General features: G+C 47.1%; 24 protein-coding genes. 12 read left to right on the plus strand and 12 right to left on the minus strand.

Going from position 1 to position 21,693, the window contains the following annotated elements; all coding sequences use genetic code 11:
* Positions 1-123 precede the first annotated feature (123 nt).
* Complete coding sequence (locus QUB25_RS17790) at positions 124-1,356, plus strand: hypothetical protein (RefSeq protein ID WP_333184696.1); 1,233 nt, start codon at positions 124-126, stop codon at positions 1,354-1,356.
* 14 nt (positions 1,357-1,370) lie between these two features.
* Here QUB25_RS17790 and QUB25_RS17795 read toward each other — a convergent pair whose 3' ends face one another.
* The 4 genes from QUB25_RS17795 to QUB25_RS17810 form a co-directional block, all read right to left on the minus strand.
* Positions 1,371-1,670, minus strand: coding sequence for a (2Fe-2S) ferredoxin domain-containing protein (locus QUB25_RS17795; RefSeq protein ID WP_333062928.1), 300 nt, complete (start codon positions 1,668-1,670; stop codon positions 1,371-1,373).
* Positions 1,671-1,792: 122 nt separating this feature from the next.
* On the minus strand, positions 1,793-2,767 hold the full coding sequence (locus QUB25_RS17800; protein WP_333039694.1) for a cysteine synthase A: 975 nt from the start codon (positions 2,765-2,767) through the stop codon (positions 1,793-1,795).
* Positions 2,768-2,832: 65 nt separating this feature from the next.
* Positions 2,833-3,417, minus strand: a complete 585-nt coding sequence (locus QUB25_RS17805) for a Uma2 family endonuclease (protein WP_333184699.1) — start codon at positions 3,415-3,417, stop codon at positions 2,833-2,835.
* Between the two features lie 195 nt (positions 3,418-3,612).
* Positions 3,613-4,251 carry a peroxiredoxin gene (locus QUB25_RS17810; protein WP_006632618.1) on the minus strand — a complete coding sequence of 213 codons (639 nt, stop codon included), beginning with the start codon at positions 4,249-4,251 and terminating at the stop codon, positions 3,613-3,615.
* A 160-nt stretch (positions 4,252-4,411) separates the two neighbouring features.
* On the opposite strand from QUB25_RS17810, the gene QUB25_RS17815 reads away from it, so the two are divergent.
* The 4 genes from QUB25_RS17815 to QUB25_RS17830 all read left to right on the plus strand — a co-directional run bounded on the left by QUB25_RS17815 (position 4,412) and on the right by QUB25_RS17830 (position 7,196).
* Positions 4,412-4,687: a hypothetical protein gene (locus QUB25_RS17815; protein WP_333173128.1), complete on the plus strand. Its 276-nt coding sequence runs from the start codon at positions 4,412-4,414 to the stop codon at positions 4,685-4,687.
* Positions 4,688-4,782: 95 nt separating this feature from the next.
* Entirely contained in the window at positions 4,783-5,145 is a 363-nt protein-coding gene (locus QUB25_RS17820) for a cupin domain-containing protein (RefSeq protein ID WP_333184702.1), read from the plus strand.
* Positions 5,146-5,694: 549 nt separating this feature from the next.
* Positions 5,695-6,576, plus strand: coding sequence for a ChaN family lipoprotein (locus tag QUB25_RS17825; RefSeq protein WP_333184705.1), 882 nt, complete (start codon positions 5,695-5,697; stop codon positions 6,574-6,576).
* Positions 6,577-6,614: 38 nt separating this feature from the next.
* Complete coding sequence (locus QUB25_RS17830; protein WP_333062920.1) at positions 6,615-7,196, plus strand: NAD(P)H-dependent oxidoreductase; 582 nt, start codon at positions 6,615-6,617, stop codon at positions 7,194-7,196.
* A gap of 509 nt (positions 7,197-7,705) precedes the next feature.
* On the opposite strand, the gene QUB25_RS17835 is transcribed toward QUB25_RS17830, so the two are convergent.
* Together QUB25_RS17835 and QUB25_RS17840 are read right to left on the minus strand one after the other, a co-directional pair.
* A complete protein-coding gene (locus tag QUB25_RS17835) occupies positions 7,706-8,539 on the minus strand; it encodes an inositol monophosphatase family protein (RefSeq protein WP_333039709.1) in 834 nt (277 codons plus the stop codon).
* Between the two features lie 75 nt (positions 8,540-8,614).
* Positions 8,615-10,048, minus strand: a complete 1,434-nt coding sequence (locus QUB25_RS17840; protein WP_333062919.1) for a BCD family MFS transporter — start codon at positions 10,046-10,048, stop codon at positions 8,615-8,617.
* Between the two features lie 150 nt (positions 10,049-10,198).
* Here QUB25_RS17840 and QUB25_RS17845 point away from each other — a divergent pair, with 150 nt between their 5' ends.
* The 6 genes from QUB25_RS17845 to QUB25_RS17870 all read left to right on the plus strand — a co-directional run bounded on the left by QUB25_RS17845 (position 10,199) and on the right by QUB25_RS17870 (position 16,292).
* A complete protein-coding gene (locus tag QUB25_RS17845) occupies positions 10,199-11,143 on the plus strand; it encodes an aldo/keto reductase (RefSeq protein ID WP_333062950.1) in 945 nt (314 codons plus the stop codon).
* Between the two features lie 148 nt (positions 11,144-11,291).
* Positions 11,292-11,807: an isoprenylcysteine carboxylmethyltransferase family protein gene (locus QUB25_RS17850; protein WP_333184711.1), complete on the plus strand. Its 516-nt coding sequence runs from the start codon at positions 11,292-11,294 to the stop codon at positions 11,805-11,807.
* A gap of 50 nt (positions 11,808-11,857) precedes the next feature.
* Positions 11,858-13,294, plus strand: coding sequence for a hypothetical protein (locus QUB25_RS17855; protein WP_333184714.1), 1,437 nt, complete (start codon positions 11,858-11,860; stop codon positions 13,292-13,294).
* A 410-nt stretch (positions 13,295-13,704) separates the two neighbouring features.
* Positions 13,705-15,291, plus strand: a complete 1,587-nt coding sequence (locus tag QUB25_RS17860) for a chloride channel protein (RefSeq protein ID WP_333039714.1) — start codon at positions 13,705-13,707, stop codon at positions 15,289-15,291.
* 158 nt (positions 15,292-15,449) lie between these two features.
* Positions 15,450-15,929: a J domain-containing protein gene (locus QUB25_RS17865; RefSeq protein WP_333062914.1), complete on the plus strand. Its 480-nt coding sequence runs from the start codon at positions 15,450-15,452 to the stop codon at positions 15,927-15,929.
* 90 nt (positions 15,930-16,019) lie between these two features.
* Positions 16,020-16,292 (plus strand): DUF3143 domain-containing protein, encoded by a 273-nt coding sequence (locus QUB25_RS17870; RefSeq protein ID WP_333039717.1) that lies wholly within the window; start codon positions 16,020-16,022, stop codon positions 16,290-16,292.
* A 46-nt stretch (positions 16,293-16,338) separates the two neighbouring features.
* On the opposite strand, the gene QUB25_RS17875 is transcribed toward QUB25_RS17870, so the two are convergent.
* The 4 genes from QUB25_RS17875 to lysA form a co-directional block, all read right to left on the minus strand.
* Positions 16,339-16,521, minus strand: a complete 183-nt coding sequence (locus QUB25_RS17875; RefSeq protein ID WP_333184719.1) for a hypothetical protein — start codon at positions 16,519-16,521, stop codon at positions 16,339-16,341.
* A gap of 87 nt (positions 16,522-16,608) precedes the next feature.
* Positions 16,609-17,355, minus strand: coding sequence for an isoprenyl transferase (locus tag QUB25_RS17880; protein WP_015176364.1), 747 nt, complete (start codon positions 17,353-17,355; stop codon positions 16,609-16,611).
* 20 nt (positions 17,356-17,375) lie between these two features.
* A complete protein-coding gene (gene cdaA / locus QUB25_RS17885) occupies positions 17,376-18,269 on the minus strand; it encodes a diadenylate cyclase CdaA (protein ID WP_333062910.1) in 894 nt (297 codons plus the stop codon).
* A gap of 230 nt (positions 18,270-18,499) precedes the next feature.
* Positions 18,500-19,918 (minus strand): diaminopimelate decarboxylase, encoded by a 1,419-nt coding sequence (gene lysA, locus QUB25_RS17890; protein WP_333184723.1) that lies wholly within the window; start codon positions 19,916-19,918, stop codon positions 18,500-18,502.
* A 185-nt stretch (positions 19,919-20,103) separates the two neighbouring features.
* Between lysA and rimI the strand changes: the two genes are divergently transcribed.
* A complete protein-coding gene (gene rimI, locus QUB25_RS17895) occupies positions 20,104-20,775 on the plus strand; it encodes a ribosomal protein S18-alanine N-acetyltransferase (RefSeq protein WP_333184726.1) in 672 nt (223 codons plus the stop codon).
* Between the two features lie 145 nt (positions 20,776-20,920).
* On the opposite strand, the gene QUB25_RS17900 is transcribed toward rimI, so the two are convergent.
* Complete coding sequence (locus QUB25_RS17900; protein WP_333184729.1) at positions 20,921-21,070, minus strand: hypothetical protein; 150 nt, start codon at positions 21,068-21,070, stop codon at positions 20,921-20,923.
* 32 nt (positions 21,071-21,102) lie between these two features.
* On the minus strand, positions 21,103-21,519 hold the full coding sequence (locus QUB25_RS17905; RefSeq protein ID WP_333184732.1) for an urea transporter: 417 nt from the start codon (positions 21,517-21,519) through the stop codon (positions 21,103-21,105).
* Positions 21,520-21,693: the final 174 nt, after the last annotated feature.

Here is a 21,693-nt window from a genome sequence, read left to right on the forward strand (position 1 = left end):
GAGGCCCGGTTTCTTCATAAATTTTTCGTTTCCCAACCCAAAATTTTGCACAGCAACCCGGTTTGTTTGCGTAAATCCTAGTATAGTGATTTACTTATTTGTAACAAGCTGCCAACTATTATCATGAACCTCACCTCCCTCGAACTCGAAAAAGACCGAGCGCGTATCTACAAAAACTACCTCCAAATGGAAATAGATGCCAAAGCGAACATAAACAAACTAGCCTTTTTAGACCGGGGCATTGAAAAATCCCCTTACCAACAAGAAATTAAAAACTATCCCGATTATCTCAAACAGAAACCCGACGGCATAAAAGTCATTAGCTCTATTCCCGGACCCAATAATCCCCTCAAACTTACCCCATTTCCCAGCCTGGGAGAACTACCTCAAATTAACTCTCAAGCTTTAAGTTTCCTCCACGCAGACATCAAAGAAGCCTGCGTTTGCATTGGTACTTTTGTAGAGGGCAAAATTCAGGCGCAGTGGCTGGGAAAAAACGCACTTACCAATGCTGAGCAGTGGAGTGCCACTAAAATTATCGCACTCCTTAATATCGTCAGTCAACTAAATAGCAAATATCCCGACTGCGACATTGACAACTGCGTTGTTAGAGATGGCAACGGGCAAAAACATGATTTTTATTTTTACGAGGTAGCAAAAGACATGATTAACTATGCCTCCAATATAGGAAGTTCAAACTCCTTAGCTGCGATGTTCAAACGCTTCGATACTCGCATAGGATTAGAGCAATGGCTGAAGAGCGCTACTGGCAATAATGACCTAATTTTTCGCGGCGATTACGGCGAAAATCCTTATCTCACCAACCCAAAAATCTTCGATCTCACCAAAAAACAAGTGCTTTTAAGTGCCGCAGTAAACAGCACCAAACAAAAAAATTCCGTATCTGCTTATGACTTGACCAGGCTGATTTCCATGTTAGGATGGCACTTCCACATCGAACAGCGATCGCGCATGAAAGCATCTCAGTGGAACAGCTTAGAAAGCATTGTCAGAGCAATGGGACATGACAGCGCTCGATATGTGGACGTAGCAATTAAAACTTTGGGCATGGATAGCCTGATCACTTCTCCAGTAATTATCTCAAAATTGGGTTACGGACTCAGCTCGATCAGGGGAACCCTAGAAACAGTTTATGTGGCTTTAGTGCGGTTTGTTGACGAGCGGCCGAAGGCGGCGGGAAAGCCGGCAAAAGTCAGAACTTTAGCCATGAGTTTGCGGGCAGAAAAAGCTGTAGGCGGTTCCAGCAGTGTCGATCGCTTGGCGATCGAACAAGACGCCAGAGTCGCCGCCGAAGTCACCGAGATTCTCCGCCGGTTGTTTGCCGAAGAATTTTAAAGGCGGGCGATCGACTAATTAGAAAGTCGGTGAAACTTGCGGTAAAGCATCTTCTCTACCGGCTTTCCTCCCCGCAAATGTTGCTCAGTTATTGCCGCAACTTCTTCAGGGCAAACGCCATTGTACCAAACCTCTTCTGGCAGCACCAACACCATCGGCCCGTTGCCACACTGTCCCAAACAACTGCTAGCAACAACTTCAACTTCTGAGGGCGACAATTTCTGAAAAGCTGCCAGTACCTTTGCTGAATTTTGCTTGCGACAAGTGCGGTTTTGACAAACAAGAACTTGCCTAGAAGATTCGATAATTTTCATATTTTTTACTTGACATTCTGCTACATATATGCTATTTTTTTATCATGGGAATAGGTGCGCGCATATACGCCCAGATTTTATATATGCCCAGATTTTAAGGTGCGCCGCAGCGCACCCTACGGTTAATCGGGTGACAATCCTTTGGAAGCCAACCATTGTCGATCGAACAAACGCGACTGATACCGAGCCCCCCCGTCGCAGAGTACCGTAACAATCGTATGTCCAGGCCCCATTTGCTTCGCTAAAGCCACAGCCGCCCCCACATTAATCCCCACAGAACCGCCCATAAACAGCCCTTCTTTCCTCAGCAGTTGGTAAATCACCCGGACAGCTTCAGTATCATCAATTTGAATGGCGTCGTCTACCGGGGCATTCTCCATATTTGCAGTGACGCGGGTGGTGCCAATTCCCTCAGTAATCGAACTGCCTTCAGTCTTAATTTCCCCAGTTTTGAAATAACTGTAAAGCCCGCTGCCCATCGGGTCTGCCAAGACAATTCTAACAGCAGGATTTTTTTCTTTCAAAAACATTCCTACCCCAGCAAAAGTGCCGCCAGTACCAGTAGCTGTTACCCAAGCATCAATTTTGCCGTTTGTTTGTTCCCAAATTTCCGGGCCAGTTGTCTCGTAATGAGCTCGGCGATTGGCTAAATTGTCAAACTGATTGGCCCAGACAGCATTCTCCATTTCCGAAGCCAATCTTCCCGACAATTTGACATAATTATTCGGGTCTTTGTAAGGAACAGCGGGAACAGTCCGAACTTCAGCGCCCAAGGTTTTCAAAGCATCGATTTTTTCTTGAGATTGGTTATCGGGAATCACAATCAAACATTTGTAACCTTTAGCGTTGCAAATGTGGGCCAAACCGATGCCTGTATTGCCGGCAGTGCCTTCAACAACGGTGCCGCCCGGTTTGAGCAAGCCTTTTTCTTCTGCGTCTTTGATAATGTATAAAGCGGCCCTATCTTTAACGGAACCGCCGGGATTTAGAAACTCTGCTTTGCCGAGAATTTCGCAGCCTGTTTCATCGCTGAAGCTGTTTAAGCGAATTAGTGGTGTGTTGCCGATTGTGCCTACAAAGCCGTTTTTAATATCCATATTTTTGGCCTGTGTGTATCCTATGATTAATTTTTACAATAAGTTGATATTTATTGCTAGCAGTTCTACCAAATTTTGCTCATATTGAGTATGAATCCGGGCAAAACGGGGTCGCCGCTGACCGTCGCGGGATTCTCCAAACATTCCTCTGGCAAACCAGGACGGTAAATATAAACTCTGCGATTTTTGCGGTCAATTAACCAGCCTAACTGCACTCCGGGTTCTCTCATATATTCTTGCATTTTTTCTTGCAATGGTTTGAGATTGTCAGAAGCAGACCTCAGTTCTACTACAAAATCCGGGCAAATCGGGGCAAACTTTTGCTTTTGTTCGGGTGACAAAGCATTCCACCGTTCCAGTTTAATCCAAGCAGCATCCGGCGACTTTTCTGCACAAGTTGACAGAGTAAATCCTGTACTCGAAGTAAACGCTAAACCAGTACCATTTTGTTCTGCCCAAACCCACAGTGGCCCAAATATATTACCTTGTCGGTTTCCAGTCTCCGAACCAGTAGGGGGCATAATTAGCAATTCTCCCGATTTGTTGCGTTCAATGCGTAATTCACTATTGATTTGACAGAACTCGAAAAACTCGTCGTCTGTCATTTGCAATTTGGGTGGTATTCGCAACACAATTGTTGATGACAGCATTTTGCCTTTCCTCAAATCTAAAGTGTTTACACAAGATTGCACAATTTCTTTGTTTGTAGTGAGGACTCAACTCCTCAAAAATCAGGATTAAGGACTCAAGTCCTCACTACAAGCTGGTTTTACGCGCGAATTATAGAGGTAAGGTGTGCACTGCACACCTTACAGAATTAGGTTATGCGTCCAGGAATGTTAAACCTATTTATTCGGCTGAGGAGTCATCCGCAAATAAGGCTTAATCGGCGTATAACCTTTAGGAAATTTCTCTTCCAACTCTTTCGGGTCGGTAATCGAAGGTACGATTACGCAATCGTCGCCGTCTTTCCAATCAACCGGAGTCGCAACGCTGTATTTGTCCGTAAGTTGCAAGGAATCAATTACTCGCAAAATTTCATTAAAATTCCGACCCGTGCTCGCCGGATAAGTAATGCTCAAACGCAATTTCTTTTCCGGGTCAATCACAAAAACTGTGCGGATTGTTAAGTTGTTCAGCGAGTTGGGATGGATCATGTCGTAAATGTCGGAGACTTTACGATCGCCATCTGCTAAAATCGGATAATTGAGGGTGACGTTTTGAGTTTCCTCAATATCTTTAATCCAGCCCATGTGAGAATCCACATCATCGACGCTGAGGGCAATGGTTTTGACGCCCCGCTTTTCAAATTCAGACTTGAGACGGGCCACTGCACCGAGTTCTGTGGTGCACACTGGAGTATAGTCTTTCGGGTGAGAAAACAACACGACCCAGCTATCCCCAGCCCAGTCGTAGAAATTGATTTCGCCTTCAGACGAAGCTTGGGTAAAGTTGGGAACTGTATCGCCTAATCGCAGAGTCATAACTGATTTCCTCTAATTTTATTTAAGGACTGTTCCTTATCATGCCATAATTGCCCGGTTTCTCGATCGAGCTGTAAAGGATTCTAAACTTTTTGGTCGATCGATCGGCAATTCCACTACTGTAATGTATGTGTGGCTTATACCGCTAAATTTTCTTGCTATGCTTTACTTTCTGCTGAAGGCAATACAGCCTATTTTAGTCCCGCTGTGTTTTGTGTCCGCCTGGGGTTTAGTTTTTTTGCTTTTTTTGAGTGTCGGGCGTGCTGTCACCGACTCCCTGCGTCGAGCTCAGCGGATGCACCAAATCCCTTGTGCTAACTGCGTATTTTTCACCGGCGACTACCACCTCAAGTGTCCCGTTCAGCCTACTATAGCTTTATCTGAAGATGCGATCGACTGTCCTGATTATCGAGGGCATTCGGGAATTTACGGTTAAAAAATCCGGCCGCCGCTTGACATATTTCTTAACATCTCTGGCTCTTTCAATTAAACTTAAGTTGTGGTAAAGAGATTTTCAGGAGATGGGAAAGAATGCTAATTCAAAAGCTAAATGCCTGCGATGAGTTTATTGCTGGCGACGGTACTCAACTGCGAGAATTATTGCATCCAGACAAACAAGCTGTGGATTTGCGTTACAGTTTAGCCCACGCCACTTTGCCACCGGGACAAACTTCTGCCCTGCACTCCCTGACAACTTCTGAAGTTTATTACATCCTCAGCGGCGTTGGGGAGATGCACATCGACGACGAAAATCAATTCGTGGAAGCCGGAGATGCAGTTTACATTCCCCCAAACGCCAAGCAGTTTATTTACAACTGTGGCACAGAGCCGCTAATATTTATTTGTATTGTCGATCCCGCGTGGCGAAAGAAAGACGAGACAATTTTCCAGTAATTTTCTAGTTTTTATTCTCGTATACTCGTTACCAGGCTCTGCGCGGTAACGCATATCTAGAGGCTCTGCCTCTACTGAAAAAAACATCACAAGCCGAAAATCTCTTTTAACAACAACAGCACCCAGCCATATGTACCGAGTGATTTCCTCTTTTTTCAACTTCGATGTGGAGTTGCAATAATCCTCGGATTCAGTTGCATTGCTCCCCTCTAATTAGTTGAGGAAGTGTCAGCTTTGTTGGTGGGTGCTGCTATTGGTTTTTGATGAGACAGATGTGAGATTAAACAGCGTTTTTACTCCTTAGATTCTATTGTGAACTTCGCTGTGGTATCTAGAGGTTGTATCTGTCAGAGAAGCTTTTTGTTCGCTTCATATTATTAATTTAGCACCTTCTTCTAGAAGCGCAAGTACCTGCAACTAAACTTTACATTTTTAGAAGTAACCACGGATAATTATGAACTTAAATTAAGCATTGAGCTTTCTAGCTGCTCAGCTAAAATAGTAGAGTTCGGCTGTGCTTGCTGCTGCGAGAAACGGCATAATATTTGTATGAAAACAACCAAACTCATCAAACTGTGCGCCTTATCGATCGGCATCTTCCTGCTGTGCAGCAGTGCAGTAACAGCGCAAACGACGGCGAACCCTCAACCTGGGCAGACTTACACGAACCAAGAGATTATACAACAGTTGGTGAAGGCAAAAGTCGTGTATCTGGGAGAAACCCACGATAGCGCGGAAGACCATCAAGCTCAACTGGCGATTATCCGAGAAATGCAGCGGCAAAATCCGAAAATTGCGATCGCGATGGAAATGTTTCAGCGTCCCTTTCAAAGCGCGATCGACAACTACTTAGCAGGTAAACTGACTGAACAGCAATTAGTCGAGCAAACAGAGTACGATCGCAGATGGCGCTTTCCCTGGGAATCTTACGCCCCCATTTTGCGGTTTGCCAAAGAAAATCAACTACCCGTCCTCGCCTTAAATACACCATCCGAAGTAACGAGAAAAGTTGCGTCTCAAGGTTTAGAAAGCCTTACAGCAGAGGAAAAAAAGCACATTCCGCCAATATCCGAAATTCGCACCGACAACGCCGAATATCGGCAACTGCTGCTAGAAGTTTACCAGCAACACCAAAAGGCTGAACAGGGAAATAGTACCGGTTTTGAAAGATTCTTGCAAGCCCAAGTTTTGTGGGACGAAACTATGGCGGAAAAAATTGCCCAATTTATTCAAGCCAATCCCGACTATCAAGTTGTCGTGTTGGCGGGTAAAGGACACATTATTTACGGTTACGGCATTCCCAGTCGCGTCGAAAGGCGTTTGGGGGCCGGGAATGTAAAAGTGCGATCGGTTTTATTAAATTCCCGTGACAATCCTGCTTTATCAGCAGATAAACCCATTGCTGACTTTGTTTGGAATCACTCGGAATAGTACAATTATACGCGGAAGCAATAATCAGGAAAAAATCAATGACAAACAGACCAAAAATACTTGCATTTGCCGGGAGTACCCGCGAAGCATCCTATAACAAACTGCTGGTAAAAGTGGCGGCTGCTGGTGCTACGGCGGCGGGTGCAGAAGTTACTTATGTAGATTTGCGCGATTTGCCGATGCCGCTATTTGACGAAGATTTGGAAGCAAAAGAGGGAATGCCAGAAAATGCCCGCCACTTGAAGGAATTGATGGTAGCGCATGACGGGTTTTTGATAGCTTCCCCTGAGTATAACAGTTCAATTACGCCTGTGTTGAAAAATGCGATCGATTGGGTATCGCGCCCAGCACCGGGTGAACCGGGATTGGTGGCATTTACTGGCAAAGTAGCGGTAATTATGAGTGCTTCCCCAGGTGGAATTGGGGGTTTGCGGGGATTGGTTCATTTGCGATCGATCCTGGGGAATATTAACGTATTGGTACTCCCGGATCAGAAAGCAATTCCCCAAGCTTTTGAAGCATTTAATGCTGACGGTACGATGAAAGATCCCAAACAGCAGGACTCTGTTGAGAATCTCGGTGCTAAGTTGTCTAATGTGCTGTCGAAATTAATCGCCTGAAGCAATAAATTCATTTTGCAGTAGGGACACAGCAATGTTGTGTCCCTAATCCTAGTATCTGTTATCTTGCTGGCTGTATCAAGTGCGATCGCAAACCGCAGACTTTTCCGAGTTTCTTCCAAAGTTTATTTTTGTATCTTCCCACAGGCTAACTCTTCGACCTAGCCAATATACCACTCATCTACTTTTTCGCACACCTCAGTAAATCTATTTACCCTTGTGCCTCTACTTAAAAACGGGTAGAATTTTATTTACGAGAGATAATAAATCGTGGAAAACTTACCACAAATTCTACCAGCACCACATCACCCGATCGACGTAAAACAAAACCACCCGATCGCAGATTGGCAGAAATAGACAAGAGTAGGCATACTTGAACCATCGGTCATCGGTCGGTATATTTCTTCCAAACAGCACGGCAGGCGTGGGAGACTCCTCCGTCACGCCTGCCCTGCCGTTTTATTTAATAATTGTTCGATTTCCTACGGGATAGCTTCGCTGCACCTAAATTACCCCATTTTTCTCTTCTTCCAAGCCTCCACAAACGGCAAAAATACCGACACCAACTCCTGCCGATTCATCACCAAAGTTGGATAACAAATCCTCCCGTAATTCTTCCCCACTTCCAGCGGAAAAATCGCCTGGGATTCCAGCGGTAGCCAAACCGCACCAGCAGCCTTCACAATTACCCAACTCCCCGCAATATCCCAAATTTTCGGAGTCGCTTCCACCCCTCCCATAGCCACACCCGAAGCCACAGTCAAAAAATTGTAACTAGCCATGCCCAACATCCGAATTTTACTCGGAAGATGAGGCCCGATTCCCACACTCCGGGAACACAAATTAAAAATATGATTTCCGCTCATTTTATCAGCAGTGGGACAAATCGGCCGATTGTTCAAAAACGCACCTTGAGGCATATTTGCCAATACATTGTCGCCCGCCAAATCCCCTGCATAAAAACCGTGAAAAGATTGATTCACCGGCGGCAAATGCACGCAGCCAAAAACCGGAGTTCCGCGATACAATAAACCCAAAGAAATCCCCCAAATCGGAACTCCCCGAGCAAAATTAGTCGTAGCATCCAGAGGATCGACAACCCAACACCATTCCGTATCTGGGAAAACGTGTTCTCCTTCCTCGCTCAAAATTCCGTGACTGGGAAAAGTAGATGCGATCGCACTTCTAATCTCCGCATCCGCCCAATTATCAGACTGCGTAACCAAACTCCCATCATCCTTCTCATCTGCTTGTGCAGAACCAAAATCTTTCAAAAACTGCTGGCCGACTGTCTTGACAGTAGTCTGAGAAAAACTTAAAATAGAATCCCAAAAATCTTTCATTTGCAGTTTTTTTGTATTAAGGACAAAAGCCCTTGATTAACAAGAGAATGAGGACTAAAGCTCTCACTACAAACCTTAGTCTAGTTCATTTTCAAGAATAGTGGCGATCGCACTTTTAGCATTATCCTGAAACTCCCCAACATCCACCCTACCCAACAGCCAAACAGCCAGAATCATACCCACCGCCGGCACAGCAAAAACCAACCCGTAAGCTAACATCGGCACCCCAAACAAACTTCTGCCCAAATCCAAAATAGCACCGCCACTAATCGTCGCCACACCACGCGCCATCGCCTGCGACAAACCCCAAGCGCCAATAAAAGTCCCAGCAGTTTCCGCAGCAGTCAAATCCAACATCAAACTCAGCGCACCCGTCGTCGTAATTCCCGAAGCAAAACCAAACAACATTAAAGCCGACTTAAACACAATTGGATTTCCTGTGAATCCAGATAAAATAATCAAGCCAAAACAAGCAGCCACCGACAAACAGCCCAACCTAATCGTATTTTGCTTGCCAATGCGCGGCACAATTAAAAAACCAGTTGCGCTCAAACCGATCAGAGTACCAGTACCATAAATAGCATTCAACTGCGTAGTTTGCGAAATCGACATCTTAAAAATTTCCCCGCCGTAAGGTTCCAAAACCGCATCCTGCATAAACAAGCAAATTGTCATAATCAGCAGGAAAGTAAAAAACAAACCGGTTTGGCGGCTAGCAGTCAAAATCCGCAGCGCACTTCCCAGAGTAATTTTATCTTCTCGATTCACTGCAGACGATCGCACCCCGTACCGCGAATACTTTTTCTCAACCCCAAATGTAGCAATCCCCACCAACAGCAAAACAAGCGCCGGCACCTTCACAAACAAACCATTAATCGAAGCCTGCAACACTTCCCGCGGCACATCCCCATCAATTTGCTTCAGCAAACCGCTGCTAATAATCGCCCCGATAATAATACCAACCATCAGCATCGACCACACCACACCCACCAACTTTGATCGATCCTCCTCATCCGAAACATCCACCAACAAAGCAGCAAAAGGAGTCGAACTCGAACAAATAGCAATACCGTAAAGCGCAAAAATCAAACCCAACAAACCCACCCAACCGTAAGTAGCAGTCGTCCACCCCACAGTCTCCAAACTGCTGCCCAAGCCCCACATCACCTGTACCGCCAAAAAAGCGGAAATCACAAACAAAACGCTTCCTACCCACACATAACCCGTGCGATGATGACCAAACAAAGGCTTAGCATCAGACATTTGCCCGAACCACACCCTAGCCGGTGCGACAAACTGGTGCATCGCTAGCGTACCAGCCACCACAGTAGCCGGAATCGCCAACTCTTTAATCATCACGCGATTGAGCACCCCCAGCGTCAAAATAGACATCATGCCCAATCCCATCTGAAACAAACCCAACCGGAACATAGTCAGGAGGGTAACTCTCTTGATAGCAGCAGTCGCGGAATCTGTTAATCTTGAATCTGGTAAACGGTCGATCGACATAACTATTCAAATAAACACAGCATTTGAATTTATAGTAACTGAGATATCGCAACCCGCCGCCTTTCCTCCCCCGGCTAGAAGCTCGATCGCGATTATTCGTATAAATTCATATAAAAATAAAGAGAATCAATAACTGTGGATTTACCAACCGTGACAACCATTACCCTAGGACAAAATGGCCCAGCCGTCCTTCCCCTGTGCGTCGGAACTTGGGCTTGGGGCGACAAACTATTTTGGAACTACGGCAGCAACTACGGCGCCGCCGAAGTCGAAGCAGCATTCAAAACATCCTTAGAAAGCGGAGTCAACTTCTTCGACACAGCCGAAGTCTACGGTAACGGCTTGTCAGAAGAATTGCTGGGACAGTTTCTCAAAAAAACCACCCAGCCCGTTCAAATAGCCACCAAATTCGGCCCCGTACCTTGGCGGATTACAGGAAAATCAGTTTCCGAAGCCTTGAGTGCCAGCTTAAAACGCTTGCAAGTAGAACAAATAACCCTCTACCAAGTGCACTGGCCTTTCACTTTTTTACTCAGTCAAGAAACCCTGATGAACGCCTTAGCGGATGAAGTAAAACAAGGCAGAATTCAAGCAGTAGGAGTCAGCAACTATTCAGCAGAACAGATGCGCCAAGCCCACAAAATACTAGCAGCAAGAGGCGTTCCCCTAGCAACAAATCAAGTCCGTTACTCCTTGCTGTCGCGGCAAGTAGAAAAACAAGGAATTGTGAGTGCAGCGCGCGAATTGGGCGTCACAATTTTAGCTTACAGCCCCTTAGCCCAAGGATTGCTCACCGACAAATACACAGCCCAAGAACCACCTACAGGAGCCCGCAAAATGGACTCCCGCTTCAGCAAAAGCGGCCTCGAAAAAATTGAATTAGTCATGTCCACCCTGCGAAAAATGGGCAGAAAGCGCGATCGCACGCCCGCCCAAGTTGCCCTAAACTGGTTGATATGCCAAAACGGAGTCATCCCCATTCCCGGCGCCAAAACCGCCAAACAAGCCCAAGAAAACGCAGGCGCATTAGGCTGGAATTTGAGCCAAGATGAAGTTAATCAATTAGAATTAATGACACGTCCTTGGCGAGAATAATTTTGTTAATTGTTGACTGTTGACTGTTCGCCGTAGGTTGGGTTTTACTTCACTCTATCCAACCTACAGTTCACTTTCTTCTCCCCTCTTCCCTCTTCCTTCTCTCTCCTTCTCTCTTCCCTCTTCCTTCTTCCTTCTTACTCTTACTATGAAAATTTTAACATACTGGGGTTTCACGCCCGAAGGCTGGCGCAATAACAGCCGCGGCGAATATTTAGTCCTGCTTCAAGGAGGATTGCTCACAGGATTTGTAATCTTACCAGTTTATCCACTGCCAGGATTAAAAATTCAATCCACTCCATTGCTTGCTCTTACCTGGATTGTAGCAAGTATTCTCGGCTTAAGCGCTTTAGTTTTAATCATCAAAGCATTGATAGACTTAGGAAAAAACCTCACACCTTTACCGTATCCCATAGAAAACGGAGAATTAGTCCAAACAGGAATTTACAGAATAGTGCGGCATCCATTGTACAGTGGTTTAATTTTAGCCGCTCTCGGCTGGACACTTTTTCAAATGAGCATATCCCACTTAATAGCCAGCGCCATATTAATAATATTTTTCGACATCAAAGCCAGCCGCGAAGAAGCCTGGTTAACCGCAAAATATCCAGACTATTCAGAATACAGCCAGCGAGTCAAAAAACTAATTCCCGGAATCTATTAACAGATCCCCTCTGCATCTGCGTTAATCTGCTTCAATCTGCGGTTAAAAAAATGAATTATAACAAAAACCTACAACTTAAACTGCTAGCATTAACACTATTTTTATGCTTATCACAGCAATTAACGGCGTGCAGCTTTCTCACAAAACCCTTTCAGCTTCCCGCCTCAGCCAAACAAGAACCCTGGCCAATTCAAACAGGCCTCCGAGCAGCCATTGTCCGCGACAACATACCAACAGTCAACCGCGTTGTTTTAGTACCCGACGAAGCCACATTCTTAGCAGCAATCCAAAAATGGAATCTCAAAGGAAACTGGCCTATTCTCATCGAAGACAAAAAATATACGCCCATGTTTGTGCAGCGCTTTCAACCCGAAGAAATAGTCCGTTTGCCAAGCATCAAACAGCAACTGCCAAAAAATCAAAAACTCCAGCAATTAATGCTGAACGCCGCAGCAGGAGCCTGGAATGCCACGGATACTCAAACCTTAAAAGCAAAATGGACGCAACTCGGCTGGGAACCCCCAGGAGTAGTAATCACATCAGAAAATGACCCCGCACGCTCAGCAGCAGTTGCCTTAGCAGCCGCTCACGGCCAACCTTTAGTATTTCTAGAAGGCAACTTTGGAAAACCCAACGACACCCTTAATAACACACAGTGGAAAACTCTGCAAACAGCAGTTACAAAAGCCGTCGAATCAACCGGATATTTTTACTCTCAGCTCGGAGACCCGATCGACACAATAACGATTGTACGCCAACTAGCAGTCAAATATCAATCTCCTGAAAAACCCGACGAACAACTAGCCGTTACCGACGGTTTGGGACGACACCCCAACGGCGAACGCTGGGCGGCTGCAGGCTGGATTTACGGTTCCGAGGTACGATCGATCTATCAAGCCATGTGTGCCATATTTCTAGACAGCCAAACAGCCATGCTTTATGACAGTTACCCCAAGGAAGGAAATTGGGGAAAATATGAAATGGAGGAAGCAGCTAGCGGACTAACAACCATAGGTTTGAATGTTGAATTAGTGCAGAAACCAGAATCGAGCCTGGAAAAGTGGCGGAGTTTAGCCTCAAAACCGTGGACATTTGACTTAATATTAATGAATTCCAAAGGCTATCCAAAATCATTCCAAGTCGGCAACGGCGACGCTTCAGTTGAAGACCTACCAAAACTTCAATTTCCTGCAGCAATCCACATGATCCACAGTTGGTCAGCAGCAGCGCCAGATGACAAAAACACCGTGGCCGGGAGGTGGCTAGAAAATGGTGCTTACGCATATATTGGCAGCGTGAACGAACCTTTTTTATCGGCATTTATCCCACCTAAATTAATGGTCGATCGCCTGAAGCGAGGAGCACCCTTTTTAATCGCAGTACGCCAGCTAGAATCCCCTCCCTGGAAAGTCGCCACCATCGGCGATCCGCTAATGTCGATCGCCAAACCCCGACCAAGAATCCTGCCCAGTCAACAACCGATGTGATAGTATGCGCGAGTAAGGGATTTAAAATTGGAGATTTGAGATTTGTGGTTCGAGATTTGTGGTTGTAAGGTAAAATCTCCAATAGCCAATTATTTAATTTGAAAGTTGTTTTTTACTGATATATATGATATTGCGAGTTCACTGATCCGATCGGCCTAACCACCCCCACGGTAAATATAGTTAATTAGCATTATCGCCAGAGTATATCTAAGTTTGAATGTAACTGAGCATACAATCACGTCAAATCCGCCGCTCCTCAGAATCAGTCATTCCACCCCAGCAGCCCGCCCCAAAAATTTACCCTAAATTACGCCTTAATTAAGTTGTCAATTCCCCTAAAATCACTCAAAATGAAAATAAGAAATAAATTGTAATATTATATAACTTCTCACCGAAGAATTAACCGCTAAATGAGAGCCATCCCTCCTGTGGATCTGCCGCCACCCGGGCCAACCGCAGCAACTCCCCAAGCCTCCCGACTAAGTCCGCTATTCAACCGCCTGCACCCGAGCCCAGAAACCCTCCTGCTCATCCTCTCCCTAGTCATCGGGGGAGTTACGGGTGCAGGCGTCGTCACCTTTCACTACCTAATCCACTTCATCCACAGCTTGATGCTGGAAGACTTCATGGGGGCGATCGCGTCGAAAGGCTCTTGGACGCTAGCCTGCATTCCCACCCTCGGCGGAGTCATCATCGGGCTGATGCGGTGGCGATTTCGCGACTTTGGCCCGAATATGTCTTCCTTAATTGCCGCCACCCGCGGCCTGCAAGAACTCTCCCCCCTCAAACCCATCACCAAAATGGTGGCAGCCTCAGTTTCCCTCGGCACCGGCGCCTCACTTGGCCCGGAAGCCCCCAGCGTCGAAATCGGCGCCAACTTCGGAATGCTGCTGGCTCAAGTTTTACAGCTATCCCCAGAACGGCAGCGCTTGCTCCTCGGCGCTGGAGCAGCAGCAGGTTTATCTGCCGGGTTCAACTCTCCCATCGCCGGAGTCTTCTTTGCTTTAGAAGTCGTGCTCGGCAGCACCTTCGCTACTTCGTCAGTCAGCGTAGTCTTGCTCTCCGCCGTAGTTTCCGCGCTCATCGCTCAAATCTGCTTGGGAGCTCAGCCTGCCTTTTCTTTGCCAGTCTACGATGTCCGCAGCCCCCTAGAATTGCCTCTGTACATGGGATTGGGACTTTTAGCTAGCGGAGTGTCTCTAGCCTACACAGAAGCAATTCAATTGGCCGATCGCTGTTTTCAAGGAAAAGTCCGAGGATTTGCTTGGCTCGGACGACTGCCCCGACCGCTTCACCCGATCATCGGCGGGGCAGGAGTCGGCTTAGTCGCCCTGCAATTGCCTCAAATTTTGGGTGTCGGCTACGAAACAGTCCAAGCAATGCTTCAAGATGTTAAATTTTCCTTGCCTTTGCTGCTGCTGCTGCTGTTTGTCAAACTGGCGATGACCGCAATCAGCCTCGGCAGCGGTTTAGTGGGCGGCATCTTCGCTCCGGCGATGTTTTTGGGAGCTTCCCTGGGTTCGGCTTACGGCCTCTTTTTGGAAATGCTGCCGGCAATGAGCGATCGAGTCGCCGGTCCTGCCGCCTACGCAATGGTGGGAATGGCCGCCGTCCTCGCCGGCAGCGCCAGAGCACCGCTGACAGCCATCCTGTTGATGTTTGAATTAACCCGCGATTATCGAATTGTCTTGCCTTTGATGGCAGCAGTCGGATTGAGCGTTTGGCTGGTAGAGTGGGTCAACCGCCGATCGACAGCCCACAGCCTCAACCTTCAGCAAATGGGCGTAGACGTGGCTCTCAATACACCGATCAAAGCCAGAGAACAGTTGCAGGATTGGGAAGATGTTCTGGGCGATCGCATCGTCACAGAACTGATTTCTTGCCAAATTCCCATTGAGGGCGAACACAGTATCGATCGACCAGCACCCACCGACGCCCCAGTGCTAGCCCTAGCCAACTCACAATCCTCGGAAAAAGTCAACCCCAATAAAGAATAAAAAACCGCGTGACAGCAGAAACAGACGAAGAACGGGAGAATTGAGAATTCTTCCCTCCCCCCTCTGCGTTCTCTGCGCCCTCTGCGGTTAATTCCTCTTCCTTCAGATTTCAGCTAAAATAACCAAATATTATTAACAATAGGCAGAGAGGGGCTTCGGTGGCAGGAAACGAGGCAACTGCAAAAAACAAAAGTCAAAAAATACCCGGAAAAACCCCCTTGGGCTCCACTCATTACGGCTTGTTAGGGCTGCATCCTTCCGCATCGCCGATCGAAATTCGGCGATCGTACCGGGAACTGAGCAAACTCTACCATCCCGATACCACCGAGCTGCCACCTGCCGTCGCCACCGCCAAATTTCAGCAGCTCAACAACGCCTACGCCACCCTCAGCAACCCAGAACGTCGCCTCGCCTACGACCTCAAAATAGGCTATTCTCGCGTGAACGTGATTGGGCCGCCGCCCAGTTTCAATACTCCGGTTTCGGGATCGGGCAAAAAAACTTCCAACTCCGCTTACCTAGACCCCACGGATCGACCTCTTTCCCCCGGAGAAATGTTCGCCCTGTTTATCATGGGAGCTAGCTTAATCGGATGTTTGTTACTGGCGATCGCGATCGGCTTAATTCGTGGCAATTAAAGCCTCAAATCCCAAATCTCCAATCTAAAATCGGAAATCCTCAATCCGAAATCCCCAATCTAAAATCTAAAATCTAAAATCTAAAACCGTATGACTCTTCCTTCCGCTGACACTCCTTTGTACAACCATCCACTCCCGGAAATCGAGCAGTGGCTAAAAAGCCGCGGCTGCCAGCAAGATCGGCGAGAACTCCACTGCTGGCAGATCGAGCAACTTACATGGAAAGCAGAACTCTCCCTCGATATCGACCAACTCACCGTCCGCTACATCGATGCTGGAGCCGACGGCCAAGACATTCAGCGAGCATTCAAATACTCCCTCTCACGTCAGGACATTGAAGCGGCCGTTTTCTCCGGCCCCTAATTAGATTTTAGATTTTAGATTTTAGATTTTAGATTGGAGGACAAATCTAAAATCTAAAATCGTTATGTTGAGCAGGAGATGAGTGAAATTGGTATGAGATTTTAGATGGGGAATCCAGGTAAGAAGCATCAACCGTGCAAGCATTTACATGAGATTGCGATCGTCCCGCTCGCTGTATTGTGCTGTGCAGGACGATCGCACGTGGCGTAAAAACGTTTTTTACTTTCATGGAGATGCTCGGTCACAATCGACACCTACTTGGAAACTGAAAAATCAACCAAAAAATCTAAAATCTAAAATCCAAAATCCAAAATCGTTAGACTTTGCCAAATCGGCGACTGCGCTTCTGATAATCAGACAAAGCGCGGTGAAACTCCGATCGATCAAAATCCGGCCACAGCGTCTCAGTAATGTAAATTTCTGAATAAGCCATTTGCCATAGTAGAAAATTGCTCAACCGCATTTCCCCACTCGTCCGGATCAGCAAATCCGGGTCACAAACATCAGCAGTATACAAATAGCGTTTAAATAAAACCTCATCAATCTCCTCCGGCTGCAACTTGCCCTCTTTCACCTGAGTGGCGATCGCCCGACAAGCTTGTACAATCTCCTGACGCCCCCCGTAATTCGTCGCCACCGTAAACAAAATCCCCTGATTGTGCTGAGTGGCCGTCACAGAACGCTCGATTTCCGCCTGCAAAGACTTCGGCAAAGCCTGCAAATTCCCCATAAATTGAATTTGCACGTCCTCGTCCACCATCTCCCGCAATTCTTGCCGCAGCTTACCCTCAAACAAACTCATTAAAAAATCCACCTCTCCAGCCGGCCGCCCCCAATTCTCCGTCGAAAAAGCATAGGCAGTTAAAGCTGGAATCCCCCAATCTTTGCAGCAGCGCAGCAGTTCCTTCAGAGTGCTAGCTCCTCGGCGGTGTCCCGCAATCCGCGGCAACCCCTTCTTCTTAGCCCAGCGCCCGTTCCCATCCATAATCACTGCTATGTGCTTAGGCAGTAGTTCTTGTTGCAGATCCTCCGGCAACTTTTCCAAGCAAATTCCTTGACTCATGGTTTCTCCCGATTACCCGACTAACGGCGCAGTATCCGTTTTAATAGCGTCACTCCCTTCAATCCTATCTGGCGTCCGAGATTGCCGATCGGAATTGGAGGCACAGCTCTTTCTCCCTCCGACGGAAACAGCTTTGCTTCCAGCAATTCCTTAAGTTTGTTGCTAGTCAAAGGTCGATTTAAACTTCCCATCTGGGCTAAAGAAATAGAACCCGTTTCCTCGGACACCACCACGCACACGCAAGCTTGCACCCGTTCCGTAATCCCCATTGCCGCCCGATGGCGGGTTCCCAACTGCCGCGACGCAGTGCGATCGGACAAAGGCAAAATTACCCCCGCCGACACGATCCGCGAACCTCGAATCAAAACAGCTCCGTCATGCAGCAAAGTTTGCGGCTGAAAGATTGTCTGCAACAATTCTTTAGAAACTTCAGCATTTAGCTTTAGTCCCGGCACCGAAAAATCTCGATCGTCGATCGGAGAATCTGTTTCTATAATTAGTAAAGCGCCCGTGCGGTTTTGCGAAAGTTCTTTTACTGCGTCCACAATTTCATCTATTACGCTGTCCGGTTCGGGTTTTTGTCGGCGATCGCGTCCAAACAATTGCCGAAATTCCCCCCGACCCAATTGTTCCAGAAATCGGCGAAACTCCGACTGCAATATGACCGCCATTGCCACAGCCGAACCAGTCACCAAGCTGTTGAGGGCAACGTGCAATAGCCTCAATCCAGCCCAGTTGCTCACCGCCGCCGCCAGCATCAAAATAATAAATCCCCGTACCATCCACAGCGTTCTGCGCTCGCCAACAATGACGAGCACCAAATACGCAAGGGCAAAAACCAGTCCAATATCGATCCCTTGAATCAATAAGGACTGAACGAGGGCCAAGTCAAAGCCAGATTGTTGATTGTTCATGGTTCATCGAACGCTACCGCCTGTGAACCGCGAACCGTGATGCACTCGAACCCATGAACCATGAACAGTTGTTATAAGGAATATGCTGAAAATCCCCGTGTTTTTAGACCGGGGAGTGTCAATCCAATCGCGTGACTGAACAAGGCAAAAGTTAAAAGTGAAAAGGCAATCATCACTAAGTAAACATGGATTGTCTTTCTTTTAACTTTTAACTTTTAACTTCTAAGTTTTTACTTTTGAGCTCCGAGTCGTTCAGGAAGGCGGTCAAGCCTCAGCAAATCCTGGTAAGTTTCCCGCTGTATAATCGTGTTAACTTCCCCATTTCTAACTAAAACCGCTGCCGGTCGGGGCACTCGGTTGTAGTTAGAAGCCATGCTGTAATTGTATGCCCCTGTAGCCGGAACGGCGAGGACATCTCCTGCCTGACACTCTGGCAATTTGGCATCTTTAATCAGAACATCGCCTGATTCGCAGTGTTTCCCAGCAATTGTCACTGTTTCCGTTAAGGGAGCAGACATTTTGCCGGCTGCGAGGACTCGATAAACTGATTGATAGGTAATAGGACGCGGATTGTCCGACATCCCGCCATCGACAGCTATATACGTCCGCATTTCCGGAATGACTTTTTTAGAGCCAACGGTGTAAGCTGTAACGCAAGCTGTACCGACGAGCGATCGACCCGGTTCGCAAAGCAATTTAGGCAAGGGCAATTGCTGCCGCTCGCAAGCTGCTACAACTGCGGAGCAAATTGTACGAGCCCAATCTTCAATGCTAGGAGGATCGTCCGCTTCAGTATAGCGAATGCCCAACCCACCGCCAATATTAATTTCTGTTGCTGGCAAACCATAACTTTGTGCTTTAGTCAAGGCCTGAATTATGACTTCAGCTAAATCGTCATGGGGTTGCAGTTCAAAAATCTGAGAGCCGATGTGAGCGTGCACTCCCACGCAAAATAACGACGGCTGTTGGCTGATGAAGGTAAATACTCGATCGAGCGAGTTGGGATCGAAGCCAAATTTACTGTCGATTTGACCCGTCTGAATGTACTCGTGGGTGTGACACTCAATTCCAGGAGTAAACCGCACCATAACTCGTGTCGGCCCACCTGTGAGGCTGCTGACACCCAATTCTCCCAACTCTGCTAAAGTCTCTAAATCCCGCCAATTGTCGGCTACGGTAATGCAGCCGTTTTCGACAGCTAGCTGTAGTTCCTCGCGAGACTTGTTGTTACCGTGGAAGTAGATTTTGTCGGGGTTGACGCCGGCTTGCAGTGCAGTGTGGATTTCTCCGGCGGATACGACATCTATGCCTAAGCCTTCCGAAGCTGCGATCGCGCAAACTGCCAAACAACTCCAAGCTTTAGAAGCATAAAGCACTTGAGATTCGCCCGGATAGTAACGCTTAAAAGCATCCCGGTACTGGGTGCAAGCCGCCCGCAGCGTTTCTTCGTCTAAAATGTACAACGGCGAGCCGAATTGCTCCACCAAAGCTGTCACCTCGCAGCCTCCGATTTCCAACCGATCGCTGCTGTTAACACTGGCTGTCAGCGGTAACAGTTCTTGATTGGGCGATCGATTTTGCAGGGCCGGCTTCGACTCAGACAGATACTTAAGTCCCGATTCGACCCCGAAAGATTGAGTTGATACCATCGCGCAATAACTATCCTAGGTTATTAGTCAGCAGTCATTAATCAGCAGTCAGCAGTCGGCAGTCATTAATCAGCAGTCATTGGTCGTTGGCAGTAGACTAATGTCTGGAGACTTGTGAGTCATGACTCAAAACTAGCAACAAACAGCTAATCGCTACTGTGTTTTCCAGTGTACAATTTACAGCCGTGCGTTTTCTACAAATTAAACATCTCGCCGCCGAAGACCTCAACAGTGCAGTCGAACTCGATCGCCTCTGTTTTGGCGGACTGTGGACGATCGAAGGTTATGGTCGCGAGTTAGGCAGTCCTAACAGCGATTTACTGGGTTTGTGGGTATGGGAAACCGAGGTCGGCGCATCAGAAGGATTCGAGAGCGAACTCAAGTCGATCGAGCCGAACAGCATTGTCAACTCAAAATCGCTCAGTATTGAGAGTTCCTCGCCAGCAACTCCCAACTCAAAACTTACCCCAACCCTGATCGGTTTGGGTTGCCTGTGGGCAATTTTAGAAGAAGCTCATATTACAATTTTGGCAATTCATCCTCGCTTTCAAGGTCAGGGTTTAGGACAAGCTCTGCTTTGGGATTTACTAAAAAAGGCTCACTATAGACAATTAGAACGGGCAACCTTAGAAGTGCGGGAATCTAATTTAGCCGCAGTTTCTCTTTACCAAAAATTTGGGTTTAAAGAGGCAGGACGGCGGAAACGGTACTACGAAGACACCGGAGAAGATGCTCTGGTAATGTGGCGCAGCGGCATAGAGAAACCAGAATTTCAGAAATATTTAGCGGTTGAGAAAGTGCAAATTTGCGATCGGCTGCATCAGAAAAACTGGCATTTGGCGATCGATAAATTTTGAGTTGAGAATGTAACTTATTGCGCCTTTAAGTTGTATTGACGCATAATTGGTTACTCGATATCAATTTAGTTCAAAATCCTCATAGGGAATCAACCTCAGCATGGGAAGAAACATCTGCCTGCCGGGCCATCCTTACCGCTTTGCTTCACGCTTCGATAATTTGACCGATCTCGCGCCCCAAGGTGGGTTGACGTTCAATTATCGTATTTACAGCATCTGAGTAGATAACAAGAACTTGCAAATCGTCAAAGGCAGCGATCGATACCGGACTTGGTTCTCCACTAAACAGTGCCATCTCGCCAAAAAACTCACCGCCCAAGATAGTGATTATCTCATGCCCCCCAGCCAGGGAGACTGAATGAACATAGCAGCGAGGATTAGCAATCCACTCAAAGGTTTGTTGACGAAAATGACCTGACTTATTCCCCGCAAAGTGGCGTTGGTGAAATCCAGCAGGGGTTGATTTGCGAGGCGCTGATTGAGGGCTTGCATTGTACCCAGCCCCGATAGAAGTCCCTTCGGCTTCTGGAAGGAGGGTTCCGGTGCTAAAATCCGCGAAATAAGTTCGTGTAAGGGCAATGGCTCGTCGGTTGTCGTGGCAATAGAATGAGCGTTGCTTATGGGTTTGTCGGTTTTGAGCAAATAGATTGAAGGGGGTTTTCCGTCTAAATGCAGCGGTTTAAGGCGTAATCTTTCGATTTGCCCAATTCCACTTAAATTACAGATAACGGAATATAAGCTCAACCATAGCACAGGGCAGCGATCGCCGACCTACCGTATTTTTCTGTCATTTCCTCAAAGCCTGTTACCAGTTCATTGAGCAAGGCAACAACTTCTTGAGCCGACCTTGTATCTCTCATAAATTAAAGAGTAATCTCTGGCCATTAGTAGCGATCGCCTTTCAGTAAGCCAAAGCTA

It is taken from the genome of Microcoleus sp. B3-D7, from assembly GCF_036705305.1.
Taxonomy (GTDB): Bacteria; Cyanobacteriota; Cyanobacteriia; order Cyanobacteriales; family Microcoleaceae; genus Microcoleus.